Below are 26,074 nucleotides of genomic sequence, written 5' to 3'. Positions count from 1 at the left end.
GGTTCCTTCACAGGGGTTGCTCGGGCTGTTCGGTCTGCTTGGTCGTCTGCAGCGGCAGGACTGCCACGAGGCGCCAGCCGCCCTTCTCGTACGGGCCCGCGGCGAACGTGCCGCCCAGTGCCTCGGTGCGTTCGGCGAGGGCGGGGAGGCCGCGCCCGCCGCCCCGGTGCAGCGGATCGGCACGGAGGCCGGGAGGGGCGTGTGACGCCTCGTTGGTCACGCGCAGTTCCACACCGTCGGGGACGGAGGTGAAACGGACTTCCGCGCGGGGAGCACGGGGGGCGTGCCTGCGGATGTTCGTGAGTGCCTCGACCACGATGCGGTACGCCACCGCGCTCGCCTCCCGCGCGCGCGTGAAGGCCTCCGCCGCGTCCGGCGGCAGGTGGAGACAGACCGTTGTGCCGCTCGAGGCCGTGAAATCGTCGATCAGGGAGGCGAGTCGAGGAACCCCGGGTGGATGGAACGGCGCGTCCGGCACCCCCTGGTCGTCGTCCAGCATGCGTATCGTCCGGTCCATCGTCTCCAGGGCGTTCAGGCCCGCCCTCTCGATCCGCTCCAGGGCCAGGACCGCCTGGCCCGGATCGGTCGCCGCCACGAAGCGTGCCGCCTGGGCCTGCACGACGATGCCGCTGACGTCGTGGGCCACGAAGTCGTGGAGATCGCGCGAGAGTTGCAGACGCTGGGCGCGCCGGGCCTCCCCGACCGCGGTACGCCGGCGTCGCTCCATGTGGCGCGGATAGGCGCCGATCGCCGCCGCGGCGAGCGCGGGGAGCAGCCAGAACGACGCCGCGCCCGTACGTTCCAGGAAACCGCCGTCGAGCAGCCGCGCGGGCCAGACGGCCACCGCGAGGGCCGCGAGGGGAACCGCGACACGCAGCTCCCGCACGGGCGACCAGCGCGTCACCGCCGCGATGAGGAGGAGCAGCAGAGCGGCTTCCGGGAGCTTCCAGCAGGAGCCCGAACGCGTGGTGACGGTCAGGGTGGTCGCCAGGGACAACAACGCGCAGACCGCCGTGGGGCGGGCCAGACGGGTGCGGGCGCCGGTGCGGCGGCGGACCAGGGCCCAGAGCACGGTCGCCGCCGCCGCGAGTGCCGGAAGGCCACCGAGTACCGGACCCGTCATGACCGATGCCATTGCCCCTGCCATTTCCCCCATGGCCCTTCAGCCTACGAGAACGGATTCGTCCGGTTCGGGTTCGCCCTGCCGTCGCCGTCGCCGTCGCCGTCGCCGTCGCCGTCGGGTTCGCCGGTCCCGGCGCCTCCGTGCAGTCCCTCGCCGGTCGGGACCGGGCGCCCCCGGGGTCCGTGTTCCGCGCGGTCACACGCTCATGCCGTAGCCCAGTTCCTCGGCGGCGGTGCACCAGAAGGAGTTCTCGTCGGCAACGGCCCCGGCGTCAAGCGCCTCGAACCGCTCCACCAACGCATCGGTGAGCGCGTCGGCGGCCTGCTCGGCCAGATCCACGGCCCCGGCGTCGTCGGCACCGTCGCAGGGCCCCTCGTACGCGGCGGCCTCGTCGGCGGCCTCCTCGTAGGCGCGGTTGAAAGCGACGAACGCCTCCACACCGGAGTTCACCAAGTGAGGAGCACCGTCCTCCGGCAGGCCCCACACCGATCCGTCGTCGCGCCGTACCCCGAGCGCGCTCAGCCCCGGATCGACCGCGACCAGGGCGTACCGCACACCGCCGGCCGTGCGTTCCGCGAAAGGGGGGTCCTGCCAGGCACCGGGGTGGGGGAAACGGGCACATCCTGCCAGGAGCGAGGCGAGTTCGGTGTCGTCCATGCCGAGAACGTAGCCCGCCCCACTGACACTCCACCGACCCGGTGGACCCCCGTGATCACCCCCGGGCCGGGGCGCGGCCGTCGCCGGGGCGCCGCCGGCTCCCGCGCGGCTGCCCGCGGCCGGCTCCTTCTGCCGGACGAGCAGCACGGCGGGGACCGGAACGAGGAGCAACTGCCCGGCCCCGACGCCTCGGTATACCATCTGCCGAATGCTGGATGGACGGACCAACGATGCGAGAGGCCGCGCCGAAGGCGCCCCGTCGGTCTGGCGGGCGCCGGGCATGCCGGCCCTGCTGGGTTCGACCGCGCTCGGCTTCGCGGGGGTCGCGCTGCTGATGCCGGTCGCTCCCCTCTGGGTGCTCGACGGCGGGGCCGACGAACTGGGCGCCGGCGCGGTCAACGCCGTGATGATGTTCTGCACGGTGATCGCCCAACTGCTCGTGGGGAAAACGCTCGAACGCCTCGGCTGGCGCCGGACGCTCACGCTCGGGGCATGCCTGCTCGGAGCCCCCGCACCGGCGCACCTCCTCACCGACGACGTGTGGGCGGTGACGGCGCTCGCGGCGGTACGCGGCCTCGGCTTCGGGATCATCACCGTCTGCGGTGCCATGGGAGTCGCCGTCCTCGTCGAGCCCGCGCGGCGCGGGCGCGCGGTCGGAGCCTACGGACTGGCGATCGCCGCCCCGCAGTTCCTGCTCGTCCCCCTCTCGCCCTGGCTCGCCGAACAGGTCGGATACGGGCCGGTGTTCACGCTCGCCGTCGTCCCGCTGCTCGCGATTCCGCTCGCCCCGCCCGTGGCCCGCGCCCTGCGCGCCCACGACCGCCCGGCCGCCGGCCCCGGCCGGTCCGCCGACCGGCGCGACACCGCCGCACTGCGCCGCGCCCTGACCGGGCCGATCGCCGCGCTGCTCGCGATCACCTCGGCCGGCGGCGCCGTGCTCACGTTCACCCCGAGCCTGGATCCCGATCCGACCACCGTGTACCTGGCGCTCCTGGTGTTCACCGGGACCTCGGCCCTGTGCCGCTGGGCCTTCGGCGGCTTCGCGGACCGCAGGGGCGCCGCCCCGGCGATCGCACCGCTCCTCCTCGTCGGCGCCGCCGGACTCGCCGCCATCGGTGCCGGGGCGGCCCACGGCCCCGGCACGACCGGCAGGGCCCTTCTGGTCGTCGGCATGCTCACCGTGGGCGTCGCGTACGGCGGCCTGCAGAACCTGACCCTCGTGCACGCCTTCGCCGCCGCGGGGGAGGAGGCGCGGTCGTCCGTCGGCACGGCGTGGAACGTCGGCTTCGACGCGGGCACGGGGCTCGGCGCCCTCGCGGCAGGCGCGGTCGCCGCCTCCGTCTCCTACCCGGCCGCGTACGCCGTCCTCGCACTCGTCACCGCGCTGGTGGGCGCCGCGTGGGCGGTCTCCCGCCGCCGCATCGGCCCAGGCGGACCACCGGCCCCCGGGAAGTGAAGAACCTTCGGCGACGGGAGGGGCGCGCCCGGTACGGAAGCGGAGCGATACGTCGCGGGAACCGCCCGTGACGACGGGGCCGGGCGCCGTCGGCGGGAAGTCCTTTGCGCACCGCAGAGGGCCGGCCACCGGGCGACACGGTGGAGGGACCGTCGCCCCGGCACCCGAACGGCCCGGACCGCCGCCCGAACGGCCCGGGTCGCCGATCGCGCGTCCCGAGGGGTCCGCGGGCCGGGTGGGCTGCGCAGGGGCCGGCGGACGCGGGCCGGCCGGCCCTCCGACGCGATGCCCGACGCGGCCGCCGCCCCTACGGTGGTGGCATGGCGGTGGTGATCAGCGGGTGGAAGCGGCGGGACCGCAACGGTGTGCTGCACGTGTTGGGCGTGACGGTGCTGTTCGCGATGTCGGTCGTGGCCGCCTCGGTCGTACCGCACGAACGCCGCTTCTCCCTGCGCTGGTCCGCCGTGGTGCTCGCGGGAATGGGCTGCGCGGCACTGCTGTGGCGGTACCGTCACCCCGTCGGCGTACTGGCCGTCGCGGTCGGCTGCGGAGTGGCCTTCCAGGTGCTCGGGTTCCGGGAGAGCCCCCTGGTGATCAGCCCGGTCCTGGTGTCGGTCTACACCGTCGCCGTGCTCACCGACCGACGCGTCACCTGGGCCGCGGCGTCGCTCTCGGCCACCGTCCTGGTGGGAGCGGCCGTGATCTGCGACCCCCGGTCGTGGCTGGCCCCCGACAACGCGGCGATGCTGGCGTGGACCGCCCTGCCGGCGGCCGTCGGGGACGGGGTGCGTTCCCGGCGCGCCTACGTCGTGGCGGTGGAGGAACGGGCGGAGCACGCGGAGCGCACGCGCGAGCAGGAGGCGCAGCAGCGGGTGGCGGCCGAACGGGTACGGATCGCACGCGAGCTGCACGACATCGTCGCGCACCACATCGCCCTGATCAACGCCCAGGCCGGGGTCGCCGCCCACCTGGTGGAACGGCGCCCGGAACGGATCCTGGCCGCGCTGGAGGACATCCGGGACACCAGCCGCTCGGCCCTGGACGAACTACGGGTGACCGTGGGACTGCTGCGGCAGTCCGGCGACCCGGAGACACCGCGCGATCCGATGCCGGGCCTCGCCCGCGTACCGGCGCTCCTGGCCTCGTTCGAACACGCCGGTCTGACCGTGAGCCACACCCGGCTGGGCACCGAGGAGCCGTTGGCCCCGGCCGTCGACCTGGCCGCGTACCGCATCGTGCAGGAGGCCCTGACCAACGTGCACAAGCACGCCGGGGCCGACCACGCCCGGCTGTTCCTGCACTACCACCCCGAGCGGCTGACGATCACCGTCGAGGACGACGGACGCACCGGCGGGAGACCGGCCCGCCCGGGGACCGGGCACGGGCTGATCGGGATGCGCGAGAGGGCCTCCACGGTCGGCGGCAGGCTGTACGCGGGAGCGCGCCCGGACGGCGGCTTCACCGTGACGGCCGAACTGCCCCTGCGCCCCGGCCAGGCCATGGGCGAACCACCGAGGAGAGACGGGCATGACGATCCGCGTACTGCTTGCCGATGACCAGGCCCTGTTGCGGGGCACCTTCAGGATGCTGTTCGACTCCACGGACGACATGGAGACGGTGGGGGAGGCGGCCGACGGGCAGGAAGCGCTGGAGCTGGCGCGCGAGCAGCGTCCCGACGTGGTCCTGATGGACATCCGCATGCCGGAGATGGACGGCCTCGACGCCACCCGGCACATCAGCGAGTCCGAGGACCTCGCCGGGGTGAAGGTCCTCGTCCTGACCACCTTCGAGGACGACGAGCACGTCGCCGAGGCCCTGCGCGCCGGGGCCAGCGGCTTCCTGGGGAAGGGGGCCCGGCCCGAGGAACTCCTCGACGCCGTGCGCACCGTCGCGGCCGGTGAGGCGCTGCTGTCCCCGTCGGCGACCCGTGTGCTGATCGAGCGCTTCCTCGCGCAGCCGGAGCCGTGCCCGGCGGGCGTGCACGAGCGGCTGGAGTGCCTGACGCCACGGGAACGCGACGTGGTGGGGCTGGTGGCGCTCGGGCTGTCGAACGACGAGATCGCGGAGCGGCTGTTCGTCAGCCCGCTGACCGCCAAGACCCACGTCAACCGGGCCATGACGAAGCTGGCGGCCCGTGACCGGGCCCAGCTCGTGGTCATCGCCTACCAGTGCGGCCTGGTCAGCCCGGCGGCGGAACCCGGGCCGTCGCGGGCACCCGCATAACCGCAGGTCCGGCACGGGCCGGGGGCGGCCCGGCCCGTGGTGTAGGGGGGCGGGAACGGATACCGCAGCCGTGGTAGCCGGGAAACGCTGCGGAGGGACGACGTGCGAGGGGCCGCGTCGGGGAAAACTGATGTCGAACACCGGACGCGCCCCGTGGGAGAAAGCGGGACCGCGTACGTGCCCCTCGCCTCGGCCCCGCCCCTCCTGGTTCGCACCGAACCCCGGGCGCGGCCCCCGCGACCGGCCCCGCCGCACAGGAAGGACCCGCCCCATGCTCACCGCGACCACGCAGCGCAGCACGACCGGTGCACGACCGGCCGACGACCACGCCCGTACGTCCCCCGCAGCCGAGGAGGCGGTCACGATGGAAACCCACCTGACGACGCACCCCGCCCTCCGGCCCGGAAACGACCGCCGTACGGCCCTTCCCGCCCACCTGTCCCTCCTCCGCGACGCCCTGGCCGAGAACACCGGCGGCCGGTACCGGGAGACGGACCGGGCCGTGACACCGGCCCCCCGCCGACGCGATTCCGCCCGTTCCGCCGGTACCAGGCAGCTCACCCTGGCCCAGTGGGTCCGCCGGACCGCGCGGATCGGGGCGGCGGGCGACGCACGGGCGACGACCGGCTGAACCCGTACGGGGCGGCACACCGGTGCCCGGTCCGGACCCGGCGGTCCGGACCGGGCACCGCCCGGATCACCCCGCCACCAGCCGCGCGGGCACGAAACCCTCCTCCGCGAGCCGGACCCACAACCGGTCCGGGACCGGGAACCGGTACGCGGCGGCGTTCGCCGTCACCTCGGCCGCGGACCGGCAGCCGACGACCACCGACGTGACCGCCGGATGCAGGAACGGGAACTGGATCGCTGCCGCGGCGAGCGGCACCCCGAACTCGGCGCAGATCTCACCGCACCGCCGCGCGCGGGCCAGCGCCTCCGCGGGTACCGGACGGTAGTTGAACATGGCACCGGGGGCGGGGTCGGCGAGCAGCCCGGTGTTGAAGACCCCGCCCACGACCACGGCCGTACCGGTCTTCGCGCACAACGGCAGCAAGGTCTCCAGCGCCTCGTGGTCGAGCAGCGAGAACCGGCCCGCCACGAGAACGACGTCCACGTCGAACTCCGCCACGTACGCGGCGAGCGGACCACTGTGGTTCATGCCGAACCCGATCGCCCGGACCAGCCCCTCCTCCCGCAGCCGGCACACCGCCGGATAGGCCGTGCGCCGGACCTCCTCCGGGTGGTCGTCCGCGTCGTGCAGGTACAGGATGTCGACCGACGAGCGCCCCAGACGCGTCAGGCTCGACTCCAGCGACGCACGGATCCCGGCCTCCGTCCAGTCGGTCACCACCTCTCCCGCCGCCCCGTCCGCCCCGGGCCGCAGAAGCCATCCGGTCTTGGTGGAGATCACCGGTTCGGTGATCCCGGCCGGGGCGAGCAGACGGCCCAGCCGCTCCTCGGCCCGGCCGTGGCCGTAGCGCGGCGCCGTGTCGAAGTACCTGATGCCCGCACGGGCCGCGGCCTCCAGCGTCGCGGCCGCGTCCGGCTCGGTCACCTCCTGGAACAGCCCGCCCAGCGGGGCGGTGCCGATCCCGAGCCGGGGCAGTTCGAAGGGCAGCCGGAGCGGCGCCCCGGCCGTCGGCGAACCGGTCATCGTGCCACCTCCCACGGGGACCGGTAGCTCGGTCGGCCCGCCCGCAGCGTCATCGTCAGGGTGAGCCGCACCCGCGTCCCCCCGGGCAGCCCGACGGTGCAGAAGGGCCCCTCGACGTCGTGCACGGGGCCGTCGTCGAGCCGGACGGTGTGCACGAGGTGCTCGGCGAACGAACCGGCCTGCACCACCACCGAACGCGGGACGTCGCCGAGGTTCACCAGTTCCACCACGGTGTGGTCGGGCCGCACGTCGGACACGAGCGCGGCGACGTCCTCGGGCAGCCCCGGCCGCCGTTCGACGGCGTCGTGGTAGCGCAGGTGCAACTGCGCCAGGCCGCCGTTGTAGAGCACCTGCGGGGACCCGGTGGTCAGCTGCAACAGCGCCTCGGTGAGCACCGGATTGCGGTCCTGCCAGTGATGGATTCCCAGGGCGTCCGGGCCGACGGCCGGGTCCACCGCGTCGTTCTCGATCGAGGCGACCCGCTCGGCGCAGACGGCGAGGGCGCTGCGCAGCATCCGCTCGGGAAAGTCCGGATTGCGGCCGGCCAGGTACTCGTACCACGGCTCCTCGTGACCGGCCTCGTCCTTGATGCGCTGCGTGTGCACCGTCGTCCAGTCCCACTCCGATGTGGAACGGAGCTGCTCGATGCGCTCCAGGTCCACCTCTTCGCGGCTGAAGTGCCAGAGGGACATGGGAAGTTGGGTCGGCATGATGGTGTAGTCGAACCAGCCGGAGTCGTCGTGCCGCTGGGGCACCATGAGGGTGCGCCCGCCGGGGGTCGCGCGAAGATGCGGCTGCCAGCGCCTGCCGAGGGTGCCCATCCCGTCGGCGCCGCGCCGCTCGGCGTGCCGCAGCACCGTGTCCAGCGGGTTGCGGGCCAGGTCCAGGAAGCCCTTCTCGCCGGTGAGCAGCGTCGCGTTGGACGCCCCGATGATCGTGGCCGATCCCACGGGGGAGAGCCCGTGCGGCCACGACCACCCGTAGTGCCCGCCGTACCAGCGGCCGTCCAGGTACTCGCCCACCACCCCGCTCAGACCGGCGTTGTCGGGCACGACGTCGCGGCCGTCCAGCCGCTCGTGCCACGCGCCGACGTACTCGGCGACCCAGTCCGCGTAACGCTTCTCGCCGCCGATCAGATGGGCGTTGACGGCGAGACCGGTCGCGGCGAGGTTGACGATCGTGTCCCCGCGCCCCATCCGGTCCCACATCTCCCGGCCGTAGGCGCGGGCCCGCTCCGGGGACGCGGCCAGCTCGTCGAAGGGCGCGGCGGCGTCGATCCATTCGAGCGGCAGGCCGTAGGGGCGAAGGGCGGCACTCCACGGGAAGTACGTGTCGTGGTCGCTGAACCCCGGGCGCGGGCCTGCGGAGCCGTTGTGCGGCGCGCGGATCACCCGGTGCCCGGGATCGTAGTTGGGCCCGCCCGGCAGATAGAAGTCGGCGAAACGGCAGGCGAGTTCCCGCAGCTCCGTATCGCCCGGATCGGCCAGGCACAGCCCGTAGAACAGCAGCATGCCCTCGCCCTGGTGGAACCAGTCGTAGCCGCGCTCCAGGCCGGCCTCCAACATGCCCATCTCCGTGAGCTGGGCGGTGACCCCGCGCCAGTGCCGCCGGGACGCGGTCAGCAGGTCCGCGCTGCCGCCCAGCAGGTACAGCGTCGGCCAGTTGAAGAACGGTTCGTAGAAGTCGTCCACGCCGTCACGGCCGTCCAGGCCGTGCCCCAGCGAGTCGTGGAAGACCAGACGGCCGTCGCGCTCGGTGTAGCGGTCGGCGAACGTCCGCCACGCCTTGTCCTGGGCGGCGAACAGTTTCCGTTCGAGCACGGCCCACCGCGGTACGTCGACGACCCGGCGGCTCGCCCTCAGCTCCGGCGTCCGCATGGCGTCCCAGGCCGTCATCGGCCCGCCCCCGTCGGGGAGTTGCCGTCGCTTCGCCCGGTCATGAGCACCAAGAACACCCGGCCCTTCATAATCGCCCATCGATTACCGATGGCTAGACTCATGGGCACGGACCGACGTGTCAATACGTCGGCGACGCTCCCGTGGAGGGTGATGTCCGTGATCGACTGCCATGCCCATCTGTGGGATCCGGCGGAGGGGTTCGGGTGGATCCCCCCGGGGTCCGCGCACCACCGGGAGTTCTCGGTCGCCGACCTGGAGGAGTCCGGCGCCGGGTGCGGCCTGACCGGAACCGTCCTGGTCGAGGCGGGCCGCGGCGACACCGGCGAGACGTTCGCCCTGCGCGATCTGCGCCTGCGCCGACCGGACCTGGTCGCCGGATACGTGGCGAACCTGCAGGTCCACGGGGAGGCCGGGCCGCAGCGTTTCTGGGCCCTGCTCGACGAGCTGGGCGACACCCGGCCCAACGGGATGCGGCTGAGCGGGGGGACGTGGGCCGACACACCGGAACGGGCCCGCGCGCTCGTCCCCGTGCTGGCCGGGGCGGGCGTGGTGCTCGAACTCAACCTCGGTGCCGGTGCTCTGCGGACAGCCTCCGAAGCGGCTTCCCGGCACCCGGAGTTGACCGTTGTCGTCGACCACCTCGGCAACCCGCCGAACCTTCGGACGGAGCCCGCGCAGTGGTACCGGGACCTCGAACGAGCCGCCGCGCTGCCGAACGTGGTGATGAAGATCTCCGGCCTGCTCACCCAGCACGGCGTCGCCGCCGCCCGGATCGCCCGCCTGGTCCGGCACGCCGTCGACGCCTTCGGCCCGGCCCGGTGCCTCGTCGGCTCGGACTGGCCGATCTGTCTGCCCCGCGGCTCGCGGGTCGATTCGCTGGCCGCGGCCGGATCGGGGACCGCCCATCTGCCCGAGGAGCAACGGCGGGAGGTGCTGCACACGACGGCCGTGCGCGTGTACGGGCTGCGCGGTTGACAGCGTTCGGACCGCACTGCTTCGATCATTGATCGATAGGCGATAGATGGTGAATGAATACTGTCGGTCGACCGGGCCGGTCCGGGCCCCGCGAAAGCCCGGGACGGCCTTCCTCGGCCCGCCTCTCCCGGACGGACCGGAGAGGCCCCGCCCCCGTGGCAGGACCGGCCTCCCGGGGCGCGTGACGTGCACGAATCCACCCCCGGACCGGCCGATCTTCGGGATTCGCCCATCGATAGACGATGACCGCGTATCATGACTCAACCGGCTCCCCACATTGCAGGATTGGGATTTCATGGCATCGAACGCGTCGGCTGGGTTCGTCTCCACGCTGGCCACCAACAAGGACCGGTTCCGTAAAACCCTGATCTCCGACCAGGTGTACGAACTGCTCCGCCATGCCGTCGTCGAGGGCGACCTCGCGCCGAACGACCGAGTGGTCGAATCGGAGATCGCCAGACGTCTGGGGGTGAGTCAGGCCCCGGTACGGGAAGCGGTGAAACAACTGGCCCGGGAGGGCCTGCTCATGCACATCCCGCGCCGCGGCCACTTCGTGGTCGAGATCTCCTCGAAGGACGCGGAGTACGCCCGCCAGGTACGAGAACCCCTGGAACGGCTGGCCGCGCAACTCGCCACCGAGAACCTCACCGAGGAACACCTGGGCGAACTCGACGCGCTGGTGGAACGGATGCGCGCCGCGGCGACCGCCAACGACGTCAGCAGTTTCCGCGACGCCGACATCGAGTTCCACACCACGGTCGGCCGGATCGCGGGCAACCCCTTCCTGACCCGCATGTGGGAAGTACTCGAACCGAGCCTGCGCGCCCTGCGCGCCATCTCCGATCCCCTCTTCGAGGGGGACCGGCAGGCGATGGCCGATGAACACGGCCGCCTGGTGAACCTGCTGCGCGCCGGCGACCCCGACAAGGCGGCCGACGCGTTCGCCGACCACGCCGCGGGCCGCGGACCGGTGCCGGACGCGCGCGCGGCCAAGAAGCCGCGCACGTCCGCCACCGCCAGGAAACGCTAGTTCCGCTCCCGGCACCAGTGCGGGACCGGAACGGTTCGCCGCAGGCCGGCGAACCGTTCCGGTCGAGGCACCGTCGGCGAACCCGGTGTCCCGCCCACCGCACTGGCCCCCGCCGGACGCCCTCGGCATAGCTCTGACGTGTGCCGTCGACCTGGTCACGGCGCTGCGCCGCACCTGCACGGTGACGGTCATGTTCGCCTGCTACGGACCTGGGCGGTGTACGTCCTGTGCGGCTACTGGCCCGTCGCGAACTCACCGGGCCCCATGCTGATGTGCTACATGGTGGCCGCCCGACGTTCACCCGCGTGGGGCGGGACGGCGGCGGCATCGCTCACGGGGATATGGGTGCCGGCATCGGTGGGTGACGCACAGGCCGTCATTCCCACTGCCGTGATGCAGGGACTCGTCTTCTCCGGTGTGCTGGGGAAGTTCGGTGATTCGGCGCGGCGACTGGGCCTGGCCAACACGGCACTCTCCGCCGCCTCAACCGCGCCCGTGCCGGAGCTCCGGCACGGGCCACCCTTCGTTCACCCGTGCTGCTAACGACGGGCTCCCGCCGTCCACTTGGGCGCTCCGTACTGGTGGGCGCCGAGGCTCGGGGCCGGGTCCGTGGACCCGTCGTTGATGCCCGGCAGCGCGATTCCGACGTTGCGCGCGGGGGACTTCTCCGACAGCCGGTAGTCGTGTTGCGCGGCATCGACGAACAGCGGATCGACATCGGCCGGAAGATTGGCGGACAGCACCAGCCCGCCGTCCGTGGCACCGTCCAGGCCGCGGATCGGGCCGACGTTGTTGTAGATCTTCGTTCCCGTGGACTGCCCCGGTTCCCTGACGTAGAACAACGTCATCCCGCCGGTGTTGTTGTACACGCCGTTGTCGTGCGAGCCGGTGCCCAGACCGTTGAGCATGACCGTGCCCTCACGGTTCCCCCAGCCCACGTTGTTCGCGATGACCAGGTCGCTCTGGCCGTTGTCCGCGTAGATGCCGGAGATCCCGAACGTGGTGAGCGTCGTGGCCGGCGCGGGGTCGTGCAGCACGTTGTGGTCGAGGGAGGAGCCCATCATCCAGGCACTGCAACAGGTGTAGATCGCGGCGACGTCGAGGCTCAGCCGGGCGTACCCGGAGATGTCGTTGTACGCGATCCGGTCCGGGCCCGGGGCGAGGCCGCCGACGGTGTTCCACTGCAGGTTGATGCCGCTGCGGCCGACCCGGGAGATGGTGTTGTTCATGACGGTCTGGCTGTTGCCCTGGACCGCGATGCCCGCCGCGTACGTGCCCATGTAGTCCACGTCGTGGATGATGTTGTCCGTCGCGGTGTTGTTCTGGCCGCGCAGGGCGATCCCGTTCCCGGCGCTGAACGACAGGTCGCTGTTGACGATTCTGTTGTGGGTGCCGTTCAGGACGATGCCGGTGTCGGCGACGCCACGGGTCACCGTGGAGCCGCAGTCCGTCGCGCCCCGGGTGATGTCCGTGTAGTGCGACAGGTACTTCCCGGTGATGCCGTTCAGGGTGACGCCCGTGCTGGACTCGCCCGTCCTGATCGTCGAGGCGAACAGGCCGATCCCGACGACCGAGGTGTGGCCGGCGCCGGTCAGGTCGAAGGCCAGGGTGCGCGACTTCGCCTCGATCGTGTGCCGGCCGGGGTCGTCCTCGCTGTAGAGGTACAGGCGCTTGGCCGTGGGGTCGTAGAACCACGTGCCCGGGTGGGCCAGTTCGCCGATCTTGCCCGCCAGGGCGTAGCGGGTCTCCTTCGGCACGACCTTGTGCACGCACGGCGGCGCCGCGTCCAGCGTCACCGAACCGACTGCGGAGCTCTTCACCTTCGCCGTCGCCGACACGTACCAGTAGCCGGTCAGCGCACGCGCGCCGTCCCAGTACCCGGCCGGCCGGGTCAGCGCCGGGTCGGCGATGGTGGCCTCCGCGCTGCCCGCCCCGGCGTACTGCAGGGTCGGGGCGAGCAGGTCGGGGCCCGGGTGGGGCCACTGGGCCTCGACGTCCATCTTCTTGTCCGTGAACACCTGCACGGTGGTCACGTCGGAACCGAGGTCCACGCGGGTGCTGTGGATCCGTCCCGCCCTCACGGCCTCGCCGAACGGCGAGGCCGCCGCGTACGGGTCGGTCTCGGCGATCTCGGCGAGGTCCCGGTCGGTGACCTTCGACCAGCCCCGGACGCGGTCGGCGCCGTTCATCGTCACCTGCGCGCCCTCGGCGGCACGGTAGGTGATCGGCCGCCCGGGGGTGCCCGACCGGGCGGGCACGACCGTCTCCTGGTAGGTGCCGGACATGATCAGGCAGGTGTCGCCCGGCCCCATCACGTCGGCGCACCGCTGGATGTGCCGGAACGGGGTCCGGGCCGTGCGGCCGTCCGCCGTGTCCCGGCCCGACGGCGCGACGTAGTAGGTCCGGCCCTCCTCGGCCTGCACGGCGGTGGCCGGTACGGCGGCCGCCACCACGGACAGGGACGCGAGCACGGCGCCCGCGGACCACGGGCCCCGGCGGGACTGTGACCACCATTTCCTCAGCACTGCATGTCCTTTCTCCTTCGACGGACGGTCCACGGACGGCGGGCCCGGCTCATCCCTTCACCGCACCGACCGTGAGGCCGCTGATGATGTGGCGCTGCATGTAGATGAAGAAGATGATCACGGGCGCGACCGCGAGCAGCAGATTGGGGAACACCTTGGTCAGATCGGTCGAGTACTGACTGATCCCGGCGTAGATCGCCGTCGTCACGGTGTAGTGCCCGGACGACGGGCTGAGCAGGATCTGCGGGCTGACGAAGTCGTTCCAGATTCCTATGGAGTTGAGGATCAGCACCGTCACGACCGCCGGACGCATCAGCGGGAAGACGATGGTCCAGAAGGTCCGGTGCCGGCCCGCCCCGTCGATGGTCGCCGCGTGGTCGATGTCCACCGGAATGGTGCGGATGAAGCCGACGAACAGGAAGATGCTCACCGGCAGGGTCGTCGCCACGTCGTGTGCGATCAGACCGGTCACGGTGTTCGCGAGCCCGATTTCGCGCAGCACGTAGATCACCGGGATGATCACGGCGGCGCCGGGGATGAAGGTGCCGGCCAGGAAGTACAGCAGCACCAGCTGCGTGCGGCGCCTGAGACTGCGCGCGATCGCGTACGCGGCCGGTCCCGCCAGCAGGATGCACAGCACGTCCACGACCACGACCAGGAAGAGGGTGAACCCGTAGCCGCCGATCACGTTGTACTGGGGGCTGCTGACGGCCGCGGAGAGGTGCTCCAGCGTCAGACCGCCGAGCGGCAGCGAGAACGGGCTGTCGAGGATCTCCTCCTGCGACTTGAACGCGTTCACGACGAGCAGGTACACCGGCACGACCATGACGAGGAACAACACGCCCAGCAGCACCCGGCGCAGGAGCGAGCGGGGCTCGCGCCGCCGTTCGCGCCGGGCCCGGGTGCCGGGCACCGGCGGTGCCGTCCGCTCCTCGCGGACCTTCGCCTCGGTTACGACCACCACCTGCTCCTAACCAGCCGCGGCTTGATCTTGACGGTTGCGCAGCGCCGTCACGAGGAGGGCGAGCGCGGCGGACACGACCATCAGGAACACCGCCTGGGCCGTTGCGTAACCGACCTTGGTGCCCTCGAAGGAACGGGCGAGGATGAGATAGGTGAACGTCTGCGTCGAACCGGCGGGCCCGCCGCCGGTCAGGCTCACCACGATGTCGTAGGCCCGGATCAGGCCCACCAGGTTGAGCACCGTCGCCACGGTCACCACCGGCGCGATCATCGGGACCACCACGCGCAGATTGGTCTGGCGCCGGGTGGCACCGTCGATCGCGGCGGCCTCCAGCAGTTCCTTCGGCACCGTCTGCAGCGCCGCCACGAACAGCACGACGTTGAACCCGAACCCGGCCCACACGATGACCCCGATCAGGGTGATGAGCGCGAGTTCCTCGTCGAAGAGGAACCCGATGGGTTCCATGCCGAACTTGGCGAGGGTGTTGTTGACGGCGCCGTTGGTGCCGAGGATCGCCGCCCACAGATACCCGAGGATCAGCGCGCTGATCACGTGCGGGAAGTAGGCCACGGCCCGGAAGAACGAGTTCGTGCGCGACCGTCCCTTGAGCACCAGCGCGTACACCAGGCCCGCGCCGACCATGAGCACGGTGCCGGCCCCGGCGATGAGCGCGGTCACGTACCAGGCATCGCTCGAACTCGGGTCGTCGAACAGGTGCCGGTAGTTGTCGAGGCCGATGAACCGGGACGGCGAGAAGCCGTCCCAGTCCGTCAGGCTGAGATACACCGCGACGCCCACCGGGATCACGGTCATCACGGTGTAGAGCAGCACGGCCGGCCCCAGGAGGCCCAGGGAGACGGCGGTCTCCCGCAGCCGCGCGCGCCGCCGGGCGGTCGTGTGCTCCCGCCGGGTCAGCTCTGCGAGTTCCACCACGTGTCCAATCCTTCGGCGGCGTCCTCGGCGGAGGCACCCGTGTACAGGGACTGGACCTGCTTGTTGAGTTCGTCGCCGAAGCCGGCGATCGGCTGTGCGGGGCCCGACTTGACGAGCACCGACGGCGCACCGTCCAGGATCTTCTGCACCGAGGTGCCGAGACTGGACATCGGGTAGCTGAAGCCCTCCCGCAGATTGCCGTCGGCGGCCAGCTGGCTCCTGATCGCGACCGGGTCGGTGACCAGCCACTTGACGAACTCGATCGCCTCGGCCCTGTGCCGCGACTTGTTCACCACGACGTACGGGTTGGAGATGTTGCCGAACTGGCCCGACGGGTACGCCCCGTCGGTCGGCATGGTGAACACGCCGATGTCGTCGCTCTTCTTCGCGGCGTCCGCGGCCGGCACGAAGTACGAACCCATGATGTACATCGCGGACTTGCCGTTCAGGAAGGCGGTCTGGCCGTCCGCGTAGGTGAGACCGAGGGCGCTCTTGTCGAGGTGGCCCGAGTCGATCCACTCCTTGTAGTGCTCGAAGTAGGGCAGGTAGCCGCTGTCGGCGAAGGAGACCTTGCCGTCGTGGCGCTCGACCGTCCACTTCGGGTTCTCGGTGAGGACACCGGCGTCCGCCATCATGGAGAACTGGGCCCCCGTCACCCACTGCCCGGCCGTCTGCAACGGCTTGTAACCGGCGGACTTCAACTTCCCCATGGCATCGGTGAACTGATCGAGAGTCCGGATCTTCGTCGCGTCGACCCCGGCCTCGGCGAAGGCGGCCTTGTTGTAGAAGACGAGCGACTGGATCTGCTCACCGACCCCCACCACATAGCGCCTGCCGTCGATGGCGTACTGCTCGGCCAGTGGGGTGTCGGCCGCCCAGGGCTGGTCCGACAGGTCGGCGAACAGGGAGACGTTCTCCGCCGTCGGCGTGATCTGCTGGGCCACGTCCGGCGGGTCGCCCGCCGCCAGATCCTGGGTCAGCTTGGCGTTCGCCGATATCGTGCCGGTCAGCTCCAGCTTCACCTTCACACCGGGATGCTTCTTCTCGTACCGCGCGAAGAGGTCGTTCCAGTACTTCTCCGTGAGGTTCGGAGAGATGTTGACGATGACGCGCAGGGTCGTGCCCCCCGCGTCGTCGCCGGAGCCGCCGCCACAGGCGACGGCGGAGGCCATCACCAGCGGAGCCACGGCGAAAGCACAGGCCCGGCGCCAGACAGTTCTCATTCGAGACACGCTCCCTTGCGTAGTCGTAAGTGATCGATAGTCGGCTCTTCCTGCCGGCTTGCGGCTCCGCAGGCAGGGGAGGGCGGGCGAGCTGCCGGGGTGGCACGGGGACTCGCCGACGCGCTGGGAGGGCGGGGCCGGGGGTGGCCCGGCACCTTGGGCCCACTCGGGGAACTATCGTCTATCGATTACTGATGCTATGGGTGGCACCCCGGCATGTTCAAGGGTGCTGCAGCCAATCCGCCCGTACGGACCCGGAGTTGCCCCTGCTCCCTCATCCGTCGTGCGCTTCGAACTCGAACCCCGGCAGCGGTACGTCCGGCCGGGCGCCGCGGCGGGGCTGCACGGACCGAAGGGGCGAACGTTCCGCAGCGCGCCGCGTCGGACCGGCAGGCGGATGCTGTGGGCACTGAACTCTCCTGGCACTGTTGACAGTTCACAATGGTCGGCTGTTATCTACCATCGATAGGCGATAATGTCACTGGCGTTGCGTGCGGCGGAGTGCGCGGAGAGGCATGCGAATGAACCCGACCGGGGACCGAGAAGCGCCGTCGACGGGGGAGGCGGAGACCTACACATCGATGCGGGCGCCGGTCCACACCTCGTCCTTCGTGCGGCCGACCGCGCGCATGGTGGAGGCACTCGCGGACGTGAGCGCCGCCACCGCCTGCGCGAAGCTGCACCAGATGGGCATCACCCGCACCTTCATCGACGGCCCCGTGCCACTGCACCGGGAACCGGACGTCAAGGTCACCGGCGGCGCCGTGACCCTGCAGTTCCTCCCGCAGCGCGAGGACGTCTTCTCCGGCGCGGAACAGGAGGACATCGAGCGCAAGACCGCCCTGTGGGGTGTGCTGGAGTCCATCCGCCCCGGCGACGTGCTGGTCGTCTCGGCATACGCGAGCCACTTCACGGGCTGCCTCGGGGACATGCTGGTGCGTTACTTCAAACTCCGCGGCGGCGCGGGCATCGTGGTGGACGGCAGAGTGCGCGACGCCGCCCGCATCCGCGCCCTGGGCGTGCCCGTCTGGTGCACCGGTGTGACCCCGCACTACGCGTCGCAGACGGAGCTCTTCCCCTCCGCGTTCAACGTCCCGGTCGGGGTCGGCGGCACCCTGGTGACCCCCGGGGACCTCATAGTGGCCGACGAGGACGGCGCCGTCGTGGTGCCGCAGCACAGCGCCGTGCCCCTGGCCGAGGACGCGCTGCTGCACCAGGACCGCGAGGCGTTCGCACGGCAACGCCTCGACGAGGGCGCCAGGTTGTCCGACTACTACCCGCTCACCGGCGCGGGCATGGCCGAGTACCTGGCGAGCCGCTCCGCCGACTGAGACACCGGAACACGGACCACCCGCGCGAACGGGCCGGGCCGGCGAACGCACGAGACCGGCCCGAGACCCGCGGCCTTCCCGTCCCGGACCGTTCGCACGACCCGGTCCAGCAGAAGCAATGGCCGTTCACCGGTTCGGGTGTTCGCGTGCCGGACCGGGGGTGATGCGGGCAGTGTCGTGGAGGAGACCGGGCAGGCCCTGGGAGGGGTGGTGCTTCGGATGCGCCGCGCCGCGCCGGGTCTTCGAGCGTCACCGGTGTTCGGGCCGGTGGGGAGGAGCGCGTCACATGTGGGAGACCGAGGAATTCGGTGCCGAGCACGAGGGACGGCCCGGCGTGCTGCTGGCCGACGGGACCGAACCGGGGCCGGTGTACTTCGACACCGGGAGCGGGCCGACGATGCACGCGAGCACCGACTGGTGGGTCTACGACGGTACGTTCCGCGCCCCGGCCGCCACCGAGATGCGCGGGGCGTGTTCGTGCGGCTGGCGCGGCACCGCCCGCTATCCGCTCGACTGGCAGGAGGTCGACCGCCGCCGCCCGTACCTGTTCGACACCAGCGGCCCGGAGAACGACCGGGACACCCACATCGCCGAGGTACAGGCCGGCACCGTGCCCGTGCCCCCGGACGTCACCGCACTGATCGACCAGCTCGGGAAACGCCTCATCCGCCTGGTCGACGAGGAACCCCTGGCCGCGGTCCGGGCCGCCGCGACCCTGGAGCGCCTCACCAAACAGGCCACGACCGACGTCGCGTTCGACATCGACACCCCCGGTGGCCCCTCCTGGGACGAGGTCGGCCGGGCGCTCGGAATCAGCACCCGGGCCGCCCGCTCCCGCCTGGCCCACCACGCCCTGCACCACTGACCCCGGCAACCGGGCCCGCGCATCCGGAACGGGACGGCGGGCCCGGCTCCCCCTCGCCGTCCCCGTGCAGCACGAGGACACCGTTGCCGAGGCCGGTGGAGGACCAGGCGGTTGCGCCGCAGTCGTCCGGACACGACGCGCGGTCCGGGCAGGCTCTCGGGCAGAGCGGGGCGGTGAGGAGAGAACGTGAGGCTTCCTTACGGAGACGGCGGTTCCGTCCGCTTTCGTGCCGGAAGCGGACGGAACCCGTCACCTTCTTCCCGTCGTCCTTGTCGCCGGTGCGCTCCCGCCGTCGGCGCGCCCCGGGAAGATTCCGCCCCGTCCCCGAGGAGGACCCCATGCGCTCGGACCCCGCCCGTGCGTCCGCCCGCCGTACGCCGCGCCGCGCCCCGACCCCGGGGCAGGTCGGAAGCATATTGACCATGCTGGCCGCGATCGGTGTGCTGTCCCGCTTCTTCGAAGGGCCGGGGTTCTGGCTCGGGGCGCTCCTGGGCACGGCCGGTGTGCTCGGCGCCGTCGTCGCATTCAGCACGGCCTGCGGTTGGATTCAGATGTCCCTCGGCACGATCGCGGTCCTCACCGGTGCGATGTTCGTCATGCATGCCCTGACCCTGCTGCTGGTCTGACGGGCCGTCGGCCGGGGGAGGGGCGGGACGGCCCGTGCCGGTTCCGTGCCTCGTCCGGCATCCGGCCCGCCGCTCCTCGCGCGGCCGGTCAGACCACGCCGCGGGGCAGCCGGGCATGTCCGACGGCCAGGGACACGGCGGCGGCGGCGAAGCCGAGGACCGCACCGGCCGCGACATCACCGGGATAGTGGACGCCCGTGTGGACACGGGAGTAGCCGACGGCGACGGCCAGCGCCCCGAGCGGCACCGCCGCCGGAGGCAGCACGACGCCCGCCGCCGTGGCGAACGCGGTCGCCGATGCCGTGTGACCGGACGGGAAGGACGCCGACTGCGGCATGGGCACGTGCCGGTCCACGATCACCCGGGCCTGCTCCCGGTCGGGCCGGCGCCGACGGACCATTCTCTTGCCGAGCAGATTCGCCGCCGCCGAAGCCAGCGCGACCGCGCCGACCCCGGCCACCGCCGCCCTGCGGGCACGGCCGGGCCTCAGCGCGAGGCCGGCCGCGACGGTCAGCGAGATCTTCGAATGGTCGGCCGTGTGCGACAACCGCCGCAGCGCACGGTCCAGCGTGGGCGTGGGGGTGGCGGCCACGGCCGCGTACAGGGCCCCGTCGATCGCCTGCAGATCGCCCAGCACGGCCGCCGCGGTACGGCGGACCGATGCGACGGACGCGGAGGTCTCGCGGTCAGCCACGGTGCCGCCCTTCGGGGGTTTCGCCGACCCGGCCGAACGCGAGGCCGACGAGCCGTCGCCAGTCCACGGGCGGAGCGGGCGGGGCCACGCCCGGCCGGTCGCGCGGGACCAGGACCCGCAGCGCGCCCGGCCGCGACGTGCACACGACCGGTGTGGGCATGCGCAGCGCCTCGCCGTCCACCGCCACGGGGATCTCGTCGGCGTCGGACGTCACCTCGACCCGGTGCGCGGTCATGACGGTCAGCCCCGTGGACTGCGAACCCCGCACGGCCAGCTCCGCCGCCTGCACCGCGCTTTCCACCCGGATGCCCAGCACGCCCAGCACACCCTCGTCGAGCCGGGACCGACGGCCGCTGCCGGTGACGTCGTCGGGGGAGACGTACGGATTGTTGCTGACCAGCAGCGCCTGCTGGGACGAGAGCGCGACGCCGTCGACCCGTGCGTCGAGCCGCCGCACCCCTTCGCCGACGAGCAGGTCCGGCATCAGGCTCAGCACTGTGCCCGCCTTGTCGTCCCGGTACTCCGGACGGTGCACGACATCCGCGTACACGCCGAAGGACACGGTGTTGACGAAGCCCCGGCCCGCGACGTCACCGAGGTCGACCCGCAGCTCCTCGCCGTCGGTCAGCGCGTCGAGGCAGCGGGCCGGGTCGGAACGGTCGAGGCCGAGGTCCATGGCGAAGTGGTTGCGGGTACCGGCGGAGACCACGAGGAACGGCAGACCGTGCTCGGCCGCGACCGCCGCGACCAGCGCCTGGGTGCCGTCGCCGCCCGCCACCCCGAGCAGATCCGCGCCCTCGGCCACCGCGTCGCGGGCCAGCGCGGCCACGTCGGCGGGAGCGGACGGATCGAGCAGGATCACCCGGGCCCCCAGCGCCTTCGCCCGCTCGGCCAGATCGAAGCGGCCCACCTTCCCGCCCCCGGACTTCGGGTTCATGATCAGCACCGGCCGCTTCGGCCGGGGCGCGGCCACCTTCTGCCGCGACCGCTCCGGACGCGACCTCCGCAACGCCGCCCGCGCGCAGGACAGTGTCACGGCCCAGCACAGGAACGCGGCCAGTGCCGTCAGCCACAGCCCGTTCCGCGCGAAGAGCAGCACGACACCGACCGGCGAGGCGACCGTGACGAGAGCGCCGAACAGCCGCACCACGCCGCGGTACGCGAGGAACCACCACACACCGACGGCGCAGACGGCCAGCCCGAGCAGCCCGGCCCCGATGACCAGCAGCCCGCCCTCGCCCAGGGGGAACACCAGCACGATCACGGCCCCGACCGCCGTCAGCACGGCCAGACGCGCCAGCAACCGAGCGGCCGCGCCCCCGCCGGAGTCCGTCGTCCGTGCCGTACTCATGTCTCCTCGCCCCATACCGTGTTCCGCCTCCCGGCCTCGCCCGTTCCACCAGCCTGCGTGCTTTCGGTCCGTGGATCATCCCGGCCGCGCCGGGCGGGTGAGCCCCGGCCGGCGAACCCGGCGGGACCGCGCGAGCGGGCCGCCCCCCGGACCTCCGGTGCCATGATGATCCCCGTCGGCGGACTCCTGCTCACGCAACGCCCGGCCGACGAACCCCTGCTCCGCCCCGCCCGAAGACCGTGACGCCCCCGAAGGAGGAAGACGCGGAGGGCCCCGCACGACCGGAACAGGCAGGCCCCGCGGTCCGCGAACGCGTCCAGGAGAGCTTCGACCGCCAGGGCCTCATGACCCACCTCGGCGCGCACCTCACCCACATCGGCCCCGGCCGCGTACACATCACCCTCCCGAACCGCCCCGAAGTCGCCCAGCAGCACGGCTGCGTCCACGCCGGAGCCACCAGCACTATCGCGGACAGTGAGGGCGGCTACGCCGCCCTCACCCTGTTCCCCGAGAACTCCGAAGTACTCACCGTCGAAGCCAAGGGGCAGCAGACCCTCGTCCGCGTGGACAACCCGGCACGGTGAACCCGCCCCTCCCCGCGGCTGCGGACCGGGCACCCCCGGGACCCGCCGCATGCCGGGCCCGCCCGGCACCGGAACGGGTGCGATCAGACGAGCGCGGCCCGCGGCGAGGGCGCATGGAGCCGCCCGGTGCGGGCCAGCGCGAGCACCGCCCCGGCACAGGCCGCCCCGGTCAGGGCCAGGGCGGCCCACACCAGCCACAACGCACGGTGCTGCGCGGCGTAGTCCCACAGGGCGCCGGTGGCCAGATTGCCCAGGGTGATGCCGAGCCCGGAGACGGTGTTGTAGAGGCCGTAGTGGGTGGCGACGAGGCGGTCGCCGGAGAGGGAGACGACGGTGTCCATCTCGAAGGGGTAGACGATCGCGCTGCCGACCGACAGGGCGATCACCGCGATCGCCAGCACGGCCAGCGCCGCACCGGCCGGTACGGTCCTGCCGCTCGCCGAGACCAGGGCGAGCGGCACGAACGCCAGGCCCATCAGGGCCAGCCCGTGCGTGAGGGCCCGGTCGCCGCCGAAGCGCGCCTTCGCCCAGCCGGTCAGCCGCAACTGCCCGGCCACGGCCACCGCCGCGGAGAGCACGAACAGCAGGCTGGTGGCCTTCGCGCCCGCCGGGCCGAACGCCTCCCCGGCGGCCAGCGGCAGCGCGAGATAGACCTGGAAGGTCAGCACGTACGAGCCGATCATCGCGAGGGAGAACAGCAGGAACGGCCGGTTGGCCACCACCGTGCGCCACTGCGCCAGCACCCCGCCCCGGTCCTCCGCCCGCCCGGCGGCCCGGCGGGTGGGCAGGGCCCGGCCCTGCAGGACGGTCAGGGCGGCGAAGATGCCCGCTGCCACCAGGCAGACCAGGCGGAAGTCGGCGGCCAGCAGCGCCAGTCCGACCAGCGGCCCGGCCAGCATGCCGGCCTGGTAGTGGACGTTGAACGTCGCGAACGCCTCCACCCGCCGCTCCCCGGCCCCGGCGGCCAGGTAGGCGCGCACGGCGGGGTTGAACAGGGCGCCGGCGAATCCGGTGGCCGCCGAGGCGACGACCAGCACGGGCAGGCTCTCCACGATGCCCAGCAGGGCGAATCCCGCGGTCCGCAGCAGACACCCGGCCATGATCGGCGCCTTGTAGCCGTAGCGGTCGGCGATCGTGCCGCCGATGAGGAACATGCCCTGCTGGGAGAAGTTGCGCACGCCCAGGACCAGGCCGACCGCCCACGCGGCCAGGCCGAGCTCACCGGAGAGGTGGGCGGCGAGGTAGGGCATGAGCATGTAGAAGGCGAGGTTGATGGCGAACTGGTTGACCATCAGCAGCCGCACCGCGGGAGGAAAGCTCCGGGTGGAGATCCACAGGGCCTTCACCGGGCCGCCCCCGCCAGGCGCGCGCCACCGGCGTCCCGTCCCGCGCCGGCCGGGACGGGGTCCAGGACGGCTTCGCACTTCGTCCACCGGGTGACGGCCCGTTCCCCGGGGTGGGCGATCTCGTCGGGGACGGCGGCCGGCTCGCCGCCCAGCAGCCGGTGTTCCCGGCACCAGGAGTCGTCGAAGACGGTCCCGGCGTAGCGGTGCGGGCCGTCGGGGAACACGGCCGCGATCCGGGCCTCGGCCGGGAGGGTCGCGGCGAGGTGCCGGGCGACCAGGGCGACCGCCCCCACGCTCCACCCACCGGTGGCATACCGGGAGCGGGCCAGCGCCCGCGCCGCCCACACCGCCTCACCGGCCGCGACCCAGTGCACCTCGTCGAACAGGGCGTAGTCGACGTTGCGCGGATAGATGCTGCTGCCCAGCCCCCGCATCAGCCGTGGCGTGGCCTCCTGCCCGAAGATGGTGGAGCCGCAGGTGTCGACGCCCACCACCCTCAGCGCGGGGAAGTAGCCGCGCAGCACCGAGGCCACCCCGGCGGAATGGCCACCGGTACCCACGCTGACCACCAGGGCGTTGATCCGCCCGAGTTGGGCGACCAGCTCCCGGGCCAGGCCCGCGTAGGCGGCCACGTTGTCGGGATTGTGGTACTGGTCCGGACACCACGCGCCCGGGTGACCCGACAGGAGTTCGCCCACCCGGTCCCGGCGGGCCTGCTGCCAGCCCCCCACCGGATGCGGTTCGGCGACGGTCTGCACGTCGGCGCCGTAGGCGGTGAGCAGCCCCGACACCAGGGGCTCCATCCCGGGGTCGGTGACCACGGTGACCGGGTGCCCGTGGACGATCCCGGCCAGGGCCAGGCCCAGGCCGAGCGTGCCGGAGGTGGATTCCACGATCCGCGCGCCGGGCAGCAGATCGCCGCGCTCCCGGGCGCGTTCCACCATGAACAGGGCGGTGCGGTCCTTGATCCCGCCGGGATTGTGGCCTTCGAGCTTGGCCCAGAAACCGCGCCCGGCCTGCGTGAAGGGATCGCCGACCCACAGCACCGGCGTGTCGCCGACCAGGGAGGCCGGGGAATGGGCCCGGCGGGTGGCACCGCCCAGCAGCTGCGCCGGAGCGGGGGCGGAAGAGGGCATGAGAGTGGAGTTCATTGCACAGGTCTCCTGTCGACCGCCACCGTGCCTGCCCGGGGCAGTACGGGGCGAGTCGGGATGTTCGAGAACGGAACCGTCGGGGACGCGGCGCCGCCGTCGAGTGCCCTCAGGAGCACGGCCGGCGGCCCGGTCCGCTCAGGTCCGCCACACCCCCAGCACGGCGCGCGTCCGACCGTGTTCCGTACGTTCTTCACCACCGTGGCCGCGGCACGGAGCCCGGCTCTTCACGGGCGGCGGCTCGGCGGCATCGGTTCCGAGGGGCTCACCGCCGAGCGCGGGGGGCAGGAGCAGGTCCGTCCGGGGACCGGCGGCCGCGGGCTCGTCCGCCGCGCATTCCGCGACGACGCAGTGATCGCACAGCGCCGAAACGTCTGCTGCGGGAGGGGGCGCGGGGGGAGAGGAGACGGCTGCGACGACCGGCAGCGAATCGGCTCGTGACAGCCCGTCGGCCTGCGCGCCGTGGGCGCAGCCGAGCAGGTGCAACAGCCCGGCCAGCACCATGACCGGCACCAGCCGCCACAGCACAGGCCGGGGCACGCGAAGGCCCGCCCGCATCAGCACGACACGAAGCGTATGCGATCAGTTACATAAAGTGCTTGTTAGGGGGCTGGAGAAACCCGGCGAAGCCACCGGCCGGTCCCCGGGGCCGGGACCACGGCCGAGGAGCAGGCCGCCCGGCCGGGTGCGGGAAGGAAACGCGAGGCCCCCTCAGTCCTCCTGGACGCCCCGACGTCCGAGCGGGCCATCGCTCGTCGCACCAGCGATGTGACCGGACCCCGGGCGCACGGGGGACCGACGCCGCTCGGCAACCCATGCCGGCAGCGCCGTCAGCCCGTCGAGGACCAGATCTGCTCCACCGTCGCCCCCGTCGTGCAGGTATGCCCACGGTCCGCGGCGCAGCAGCGCTGTCCGCAACCCCGCCTCCTTCGCCGGGGCCACGTCCCGTTCGACCCGGTCCCCCACGTACAGGATTTCCTCCGCAGGGAACGGCGTCGCTGCCACCACTCGCTCGAAGAACCCCGGATCGGGCTTGCCGACGCCCCACTCCCCACTGGTGGCCACCAGATCCACCGGCAGACGCAGGGACCGGAGGTCGTGCCCGGCTCGCGCGGGCTGGTTCCCCGCAATGCCCACCCAGACACCGAGGCCGTGCAGCTCGTCGAGGCAAGCACGGGCATCCGGGTAGAGGTCCTCCTCGCGGATGCGGTCCGGCGCTCCGGCCTCCTCCCGCAACCGGCACTCGGCGCGGAAGTCGAAGCCCGGCCGGACCGCTTCGAACGCCTCGCCAAAGCCGCCACCACGGGCGATGGCGGCTCCGATCAGCGCCGAGAACGTATGCCGCGGCACCTCCAGCCAGTCGGCCCAGCCACCGAACAGCCCGGTCTCGTCGACCAGCGTCTCCCCGACGTCGAACACCACCGCACGCACCGTGCCCGCCGTCCTGGAAGGGCGGTCGTCCCTC

Annotated in this window: 23 protein-coding genes and 1 pseudogene; 10 read left to right on the top strand and 14 right to left on the bottom strand. The window is 72.4% G+C overall.

What is annotated here, in order from left to right; all coding sequences use genetic code 11:
• Nucleotides 1–7: 7 nt before the first annotated feature.
• Both ACWCXX_RS28080 and ACWCXX_RS28075 read right to left on the bottom strand, forming a co-directional pair.
• On the bottom strand, nt 8–1,123 hold the full coding sequence (locus ACWCXX_RS28080) for a sensor histidine kinase (protein WP_451131951.1): 1,116 nt from the start codon (nt 1,121–1,123) through the stop codon (nt 8–10).
• A 195-nt stretch (nt 1,124–1,318) separates the two neighbouring features.
• Nucleotides 1,319–1,780 carry an SUKH-4 family immunity protein gene (locus tag ACWCXX_RS28075; RefSeq protein WP_451131949.1) on the bottom strand — a complete coding sequence of 154 codons (462 nt, stop codon included), beginning with the start codon at nt 1,778–1,780 and terminating at the stop codon, nt 1,319–1,321.
• Nucleotides 1,781–1,988: 208 nt separating this feature from the next.
• On the opposite strand from ACWCXX_RS28075, the gene ACWCXX_RS28070 reads away from it, so the two are divergent.
• The 4 genes from ACWCXX_RS28070 (at nt 1,989) to ACWCXX_RS28055 (ending at nt 6,090) form a co-directional block, all read left to right on the top strand.
• Nucleotides 1,989–3,236 (top strand): MFS transporter, encoded by a 1,248-nt coding sequence (locus tag ACWCXX_RS28070; RefSeq protein WP_451131947.1) that lies wholly within the window; start codon nt 1,989–1,991, stop codon nt 3,234–3,236.
• Nucleotides 3,237–3,556: 320 nt separating this feature from the next.
• The gene (locus tag ACWCXX_RS28065) at nt 3,557–4,792 is read left to right on the top strand and encodes a sensor histidine kinase (RefSeq protein WP_451131945.1); all 1,236 of its coding nucleotides are present in this window, start codon (nt 3,557–3,559) and stop codon (nt 4,790–4,792) included.
• Nucleotides 4,764–5,459: a response regulator gene (locus ACWCXX_RS28060; protein ID WP_451131943.1), complete on the top strand. Its 696-nt coding sequence runs from the start codon at nt 4,764–4,766 to the stop codon at nt 5,457–5,459. The genes ACWCXX_RS28065 and ACWCXX_RS28060 overlap by 29 nt, the downstream gene beginning before the upstream one ends.
• A gap of 271 nt (nt 5,460–5,730) precedes the next feature.
• The gene (locus ACWCXX_RS28055; RefSeq protein WP_451131941.1) at nt 5,731–6,090 is read left to right on the top strand and encodes a hypothetical protein; all 360 of its coding nucleotides are present in this window, start codon (nt 5,731–5,733) and stop codon (nt 6,088–6,090) included.
• Between the two features lie 66 nt (nt 6,091–6,156).
• On the opposite strand, the gene ACWCXX_RS28050 is transcribed toward ACWCXX_RS28055, so the two are convergent.
• Both ACWCXX_RS28050 and ACWCXX_RS28045 read right to left on the bottom strand, forming a co-directional pair.
• The gene (locus tag ACWCXX_RS28050; protein ID WP_451131939.1) at nt 6,157–7,113 is read right to left on the bottom strand and encodes an aldo/keto reductase; all 957 of its coding nucleotides are present in this window, start codon (nt 7,111–7,113) and stop codon (nt 6,157–6,159) included.
• Nucleotides 7,110–9,008, bottom strand: coding sequence for a hypothetical protein (locus ACWCXX_RS28045; RefSeq protein ID WP_451131937.1), 1,899 nt, complete (start codon nt 9,006–9,008; stop codon nt 7,110–7,112). The genes ACWCXX_RS28050 and ACWCXX_RS28045 overlap by 4 nt, the downstream gene beginning before the upstream one ends.
• A 153-nt stretch (nt 9,009–9,161) precedes the next feature.
• Here ACWCXX_RS28045 and ACWCXX_RS28040 point away from each other — a divergent pair, with 153 nt between their 5' ends.
• The gene (locus tag ACWCXX_RS28040) at nt 9,162–9,986 is read left to right on the top strand and encodes an amidohydrolase family protein (protein ID WP_451131935.1); all 825 of its coding nucleotides are present in this window, start codon (nt 9,162–9,164) and stop codon (nt 9,984–9,986) included.
• Between the two features lie 295 nt (nt 9,987–10,281).
• A complete protein-coding gene (locus tag ACWCXX_RS28035) occupies nt 10,282–11,016 on the top strand; it encodes a GntR family transcriptional regulator (RefSeq protein ID WP_451131933.1) in 735 nt (244 codons plus the stop codon).
• 539 nt (nt 11,017–11,555) lie between these two features.
• On the opposite strand, the gene ACWCXX_RS28030 is transcribed toward ACWCXX_RS28035, so the two are convergent.
• The 4 genes from ACWCXX_RS28030 to ACWCXX_RS28015 are packed head-to-tail and all read right to left on the bottom strand — an operon-like array spanning nt 11,556 to nt 16,661.
• On the bottom strand, nt 11,556–13,541 hold the full coding sequence (locus ACWCXX_RS28030) for a right-handed parallel beta-helix repeat-containing protein (RefSeq protein ID WP_451131931.1): 1,986 nt from the start codon (nt 13,539–13,541) through the stop codon (nt 11,556–11,558).
• Nucleotides 13,542–13,590: 49 nt separating this feature from the next.
• Complete coding sequence (locus ACWCXX_RS28025) at nt 13,591–14,502, bottom strand: carbohydrate ABC transporter permease (RefSeq protein ID WP_451131929.1); 912 nt, start codon at nt 14,500–14,502, stop codon at nt 13,591–13,593.
• A gap of 9 nt (nt 14,503–14,511) precedes the next feature.
• The gene (locus ACWCXX_RS28020; protein WP_451131927.1) at nt 14,512–15,438 is read right to left on the bottom strand and encodes a carbohydrate ABC transporter permease; all 927 of its coding nucleotides are present in this window, start codon (nt 15,436–15,438) and stop codon (nt 14,512–14,514) included.
• Nucleotides 15,417–16,661, bottom strand: coding sequence for an ABC transporter substrate-binding protein (locus ACWCXX_RS28015; RefSeq protein ID WP_451131925.1), 1,245 nt, complete (start codon nt 16,659–16,661; stop codon nt 15,417–15,419). The genes ACWCXX_RS28020 and ACWCXX_RS28015 overlap by 22 nt, the downstream gene beginning before the upstream one ends.
• A 515-nt stretch (nt 16,662–17,176) precedes the next feature.
• Between ACWCXX_RS28015 and ACWCXX_RS28010 the strand changes: the two genes are divergently transcribed.
• The 3 genes from ACWCXX_RS28010 (at nt 17,177) to ACWCXX_RS28000 (ending at nt 19,483) form a co-directional block, all read left to right on the top strand.
• Entirely contained in the window at nt 17,177–17,992 is an 816-nt protein-coding gene (locus ACWCXX_RS28010; RefSeq protein ID WP_451131923.1) for an RraA family protein, read from the top strand.
• A gap of 286 nt (nt 17,993–18,278) precedes the next feature.
• A complete protein-coding gene (locus ACWCXX_RS28005; protein WP_451131921.1) occupies nt 18,279–18,857 on the top strand; it encodes a hypothetical protein in 579 nt (192 codons plus the stop codon).
• 338 nt (nt 18,858–19,195) lie between these two features.
• The gene (locus ACWCXX_RS28000; protein WP_451131919.1) at nt 19,196–19,483 is read left to right on the top strand and encodes a hypothetical protein; all 288 of its coding nucleotides are present in this window, start codon (nt 19,196–19,198) and stop codon (nt 19,481–19,483) included.
• A gap of 88 nt (nt 19,484–19,571) precedes the next feature.
• Here the strand turns inward: ACWCXX_RS28000 and ACWCXX_RS27995 are convergent, their stop codons facing one another.
• Together ACWCXX_RS27995 and ACWCXX_RS27990 are read right to left on the bottom strand one after the other, a co-directional pair.
• A complete protein-coding gene (locus tag ACWCXX_RS27995; protein ID WP_451131917.1) occupies nt 19,572–20,177 on the bottom strand; it encodes a phosphatase PAP2 family protein in 606 nt (201 codons plus the stop codon).
• On the bottom strand, nt 20,170–21,528 hold the full coding sequence (locus ACWCXX_RS27990; RefSeq protein WP_451131915.1) for a diacylglycerol/lipid kinase family protein: 1,359 nt from the start codon (nt 21,526–21,528) through the stop codon (nt 20,170–20,172). Before ACWCXX_RS27990 ends, ACWCXX_RS27995 begins: the two co-directional genes overlap by 8 nt.
• Nucleotides 21,529–21,872: 344 nt before the next feature.
• On the opposite strand from ACWCXX_RS27990, the pseudogene ACWCXX_RS27985 reads away from it, so the two are divergent.
• A pseudogene (locus tag ACWCXX_RS27985) lies at nt 21,873–22,070 on the top strand (PaaI family thioesterase); the annotation flags it as partial.
• A gap of 125 nt (nt 22,071–22,195) precedes the next feature.
• Here the strand turns inward: ACWCXX_RS27985 and ACWCXX_RS27980 are convergent.
• From ACWCXX_RS27980 to ACWCXX_RS27965, 4 genes are all read right to left on the bottom strand, one after another.
• Nucleotides 22,196–23,458 carry an MFS transporter gene (locus ACWCXX_RS27980; RefSeq protein WP_451131913.1) on the bottom strand — a complete coding sequence of 421 codons (1,263 nt, stop codon included), beginning with the start codon at nt 23,456–23,458 and terminating at the stop codon, nt 22,196–22,198.
• Nucleotides 23,455–24,609 (bottom strand): PLP-dependent cysteine synthase family protein, encoded by a 1,155-nt coding sequence (locus ACWCXX_RS27975; RefSeq protein WP_451131911.1) that lies wholly within the window; start codon nt 24,607–24,609, stop codon nt 23,455–23,457. The genes ACWCXX_RS27980 and ACWCXX_RS27975 overlap by 4 nt, the downstream gene beginning before the upstream one ends.
• A 138-nt stretch (nt 24,610–24,747) precedes the next feature.
• Complete coding sequence (locus ACWCXX_RS27970) at nt 24,748–25,173, bottom strand: hypothetical protein (protein WP_451131909.1); 426 nt, start codon at nt 25,171–25,173, stop codon at nt 24,748–24,750.
• Between the two features lie 147 nt (nt 25,174–25,320).
• Nucleotides 25,321–26,031: an HAD family hydrolase gene (locus tag ACWCXX_RS27965; protein ID WP_451131907.1), complete on the bottom strand. Its 711-nt coding sequence runs from the start codon at nt 26,029–26,031 to the stop codon at nt 25,321–25,323.
• Nucleotides 26,032–26,074: the final 43 nt, after the last annotated feature.

It is taken from the genome of Streptomyces sp. NPDC001732, assembly GCF_053596315.1.
The sequence above is the reverse complement of the archived record's forward strand: the minus strand, read 5'-3'. Positions and strand labels throughout refer to the sequence as shown.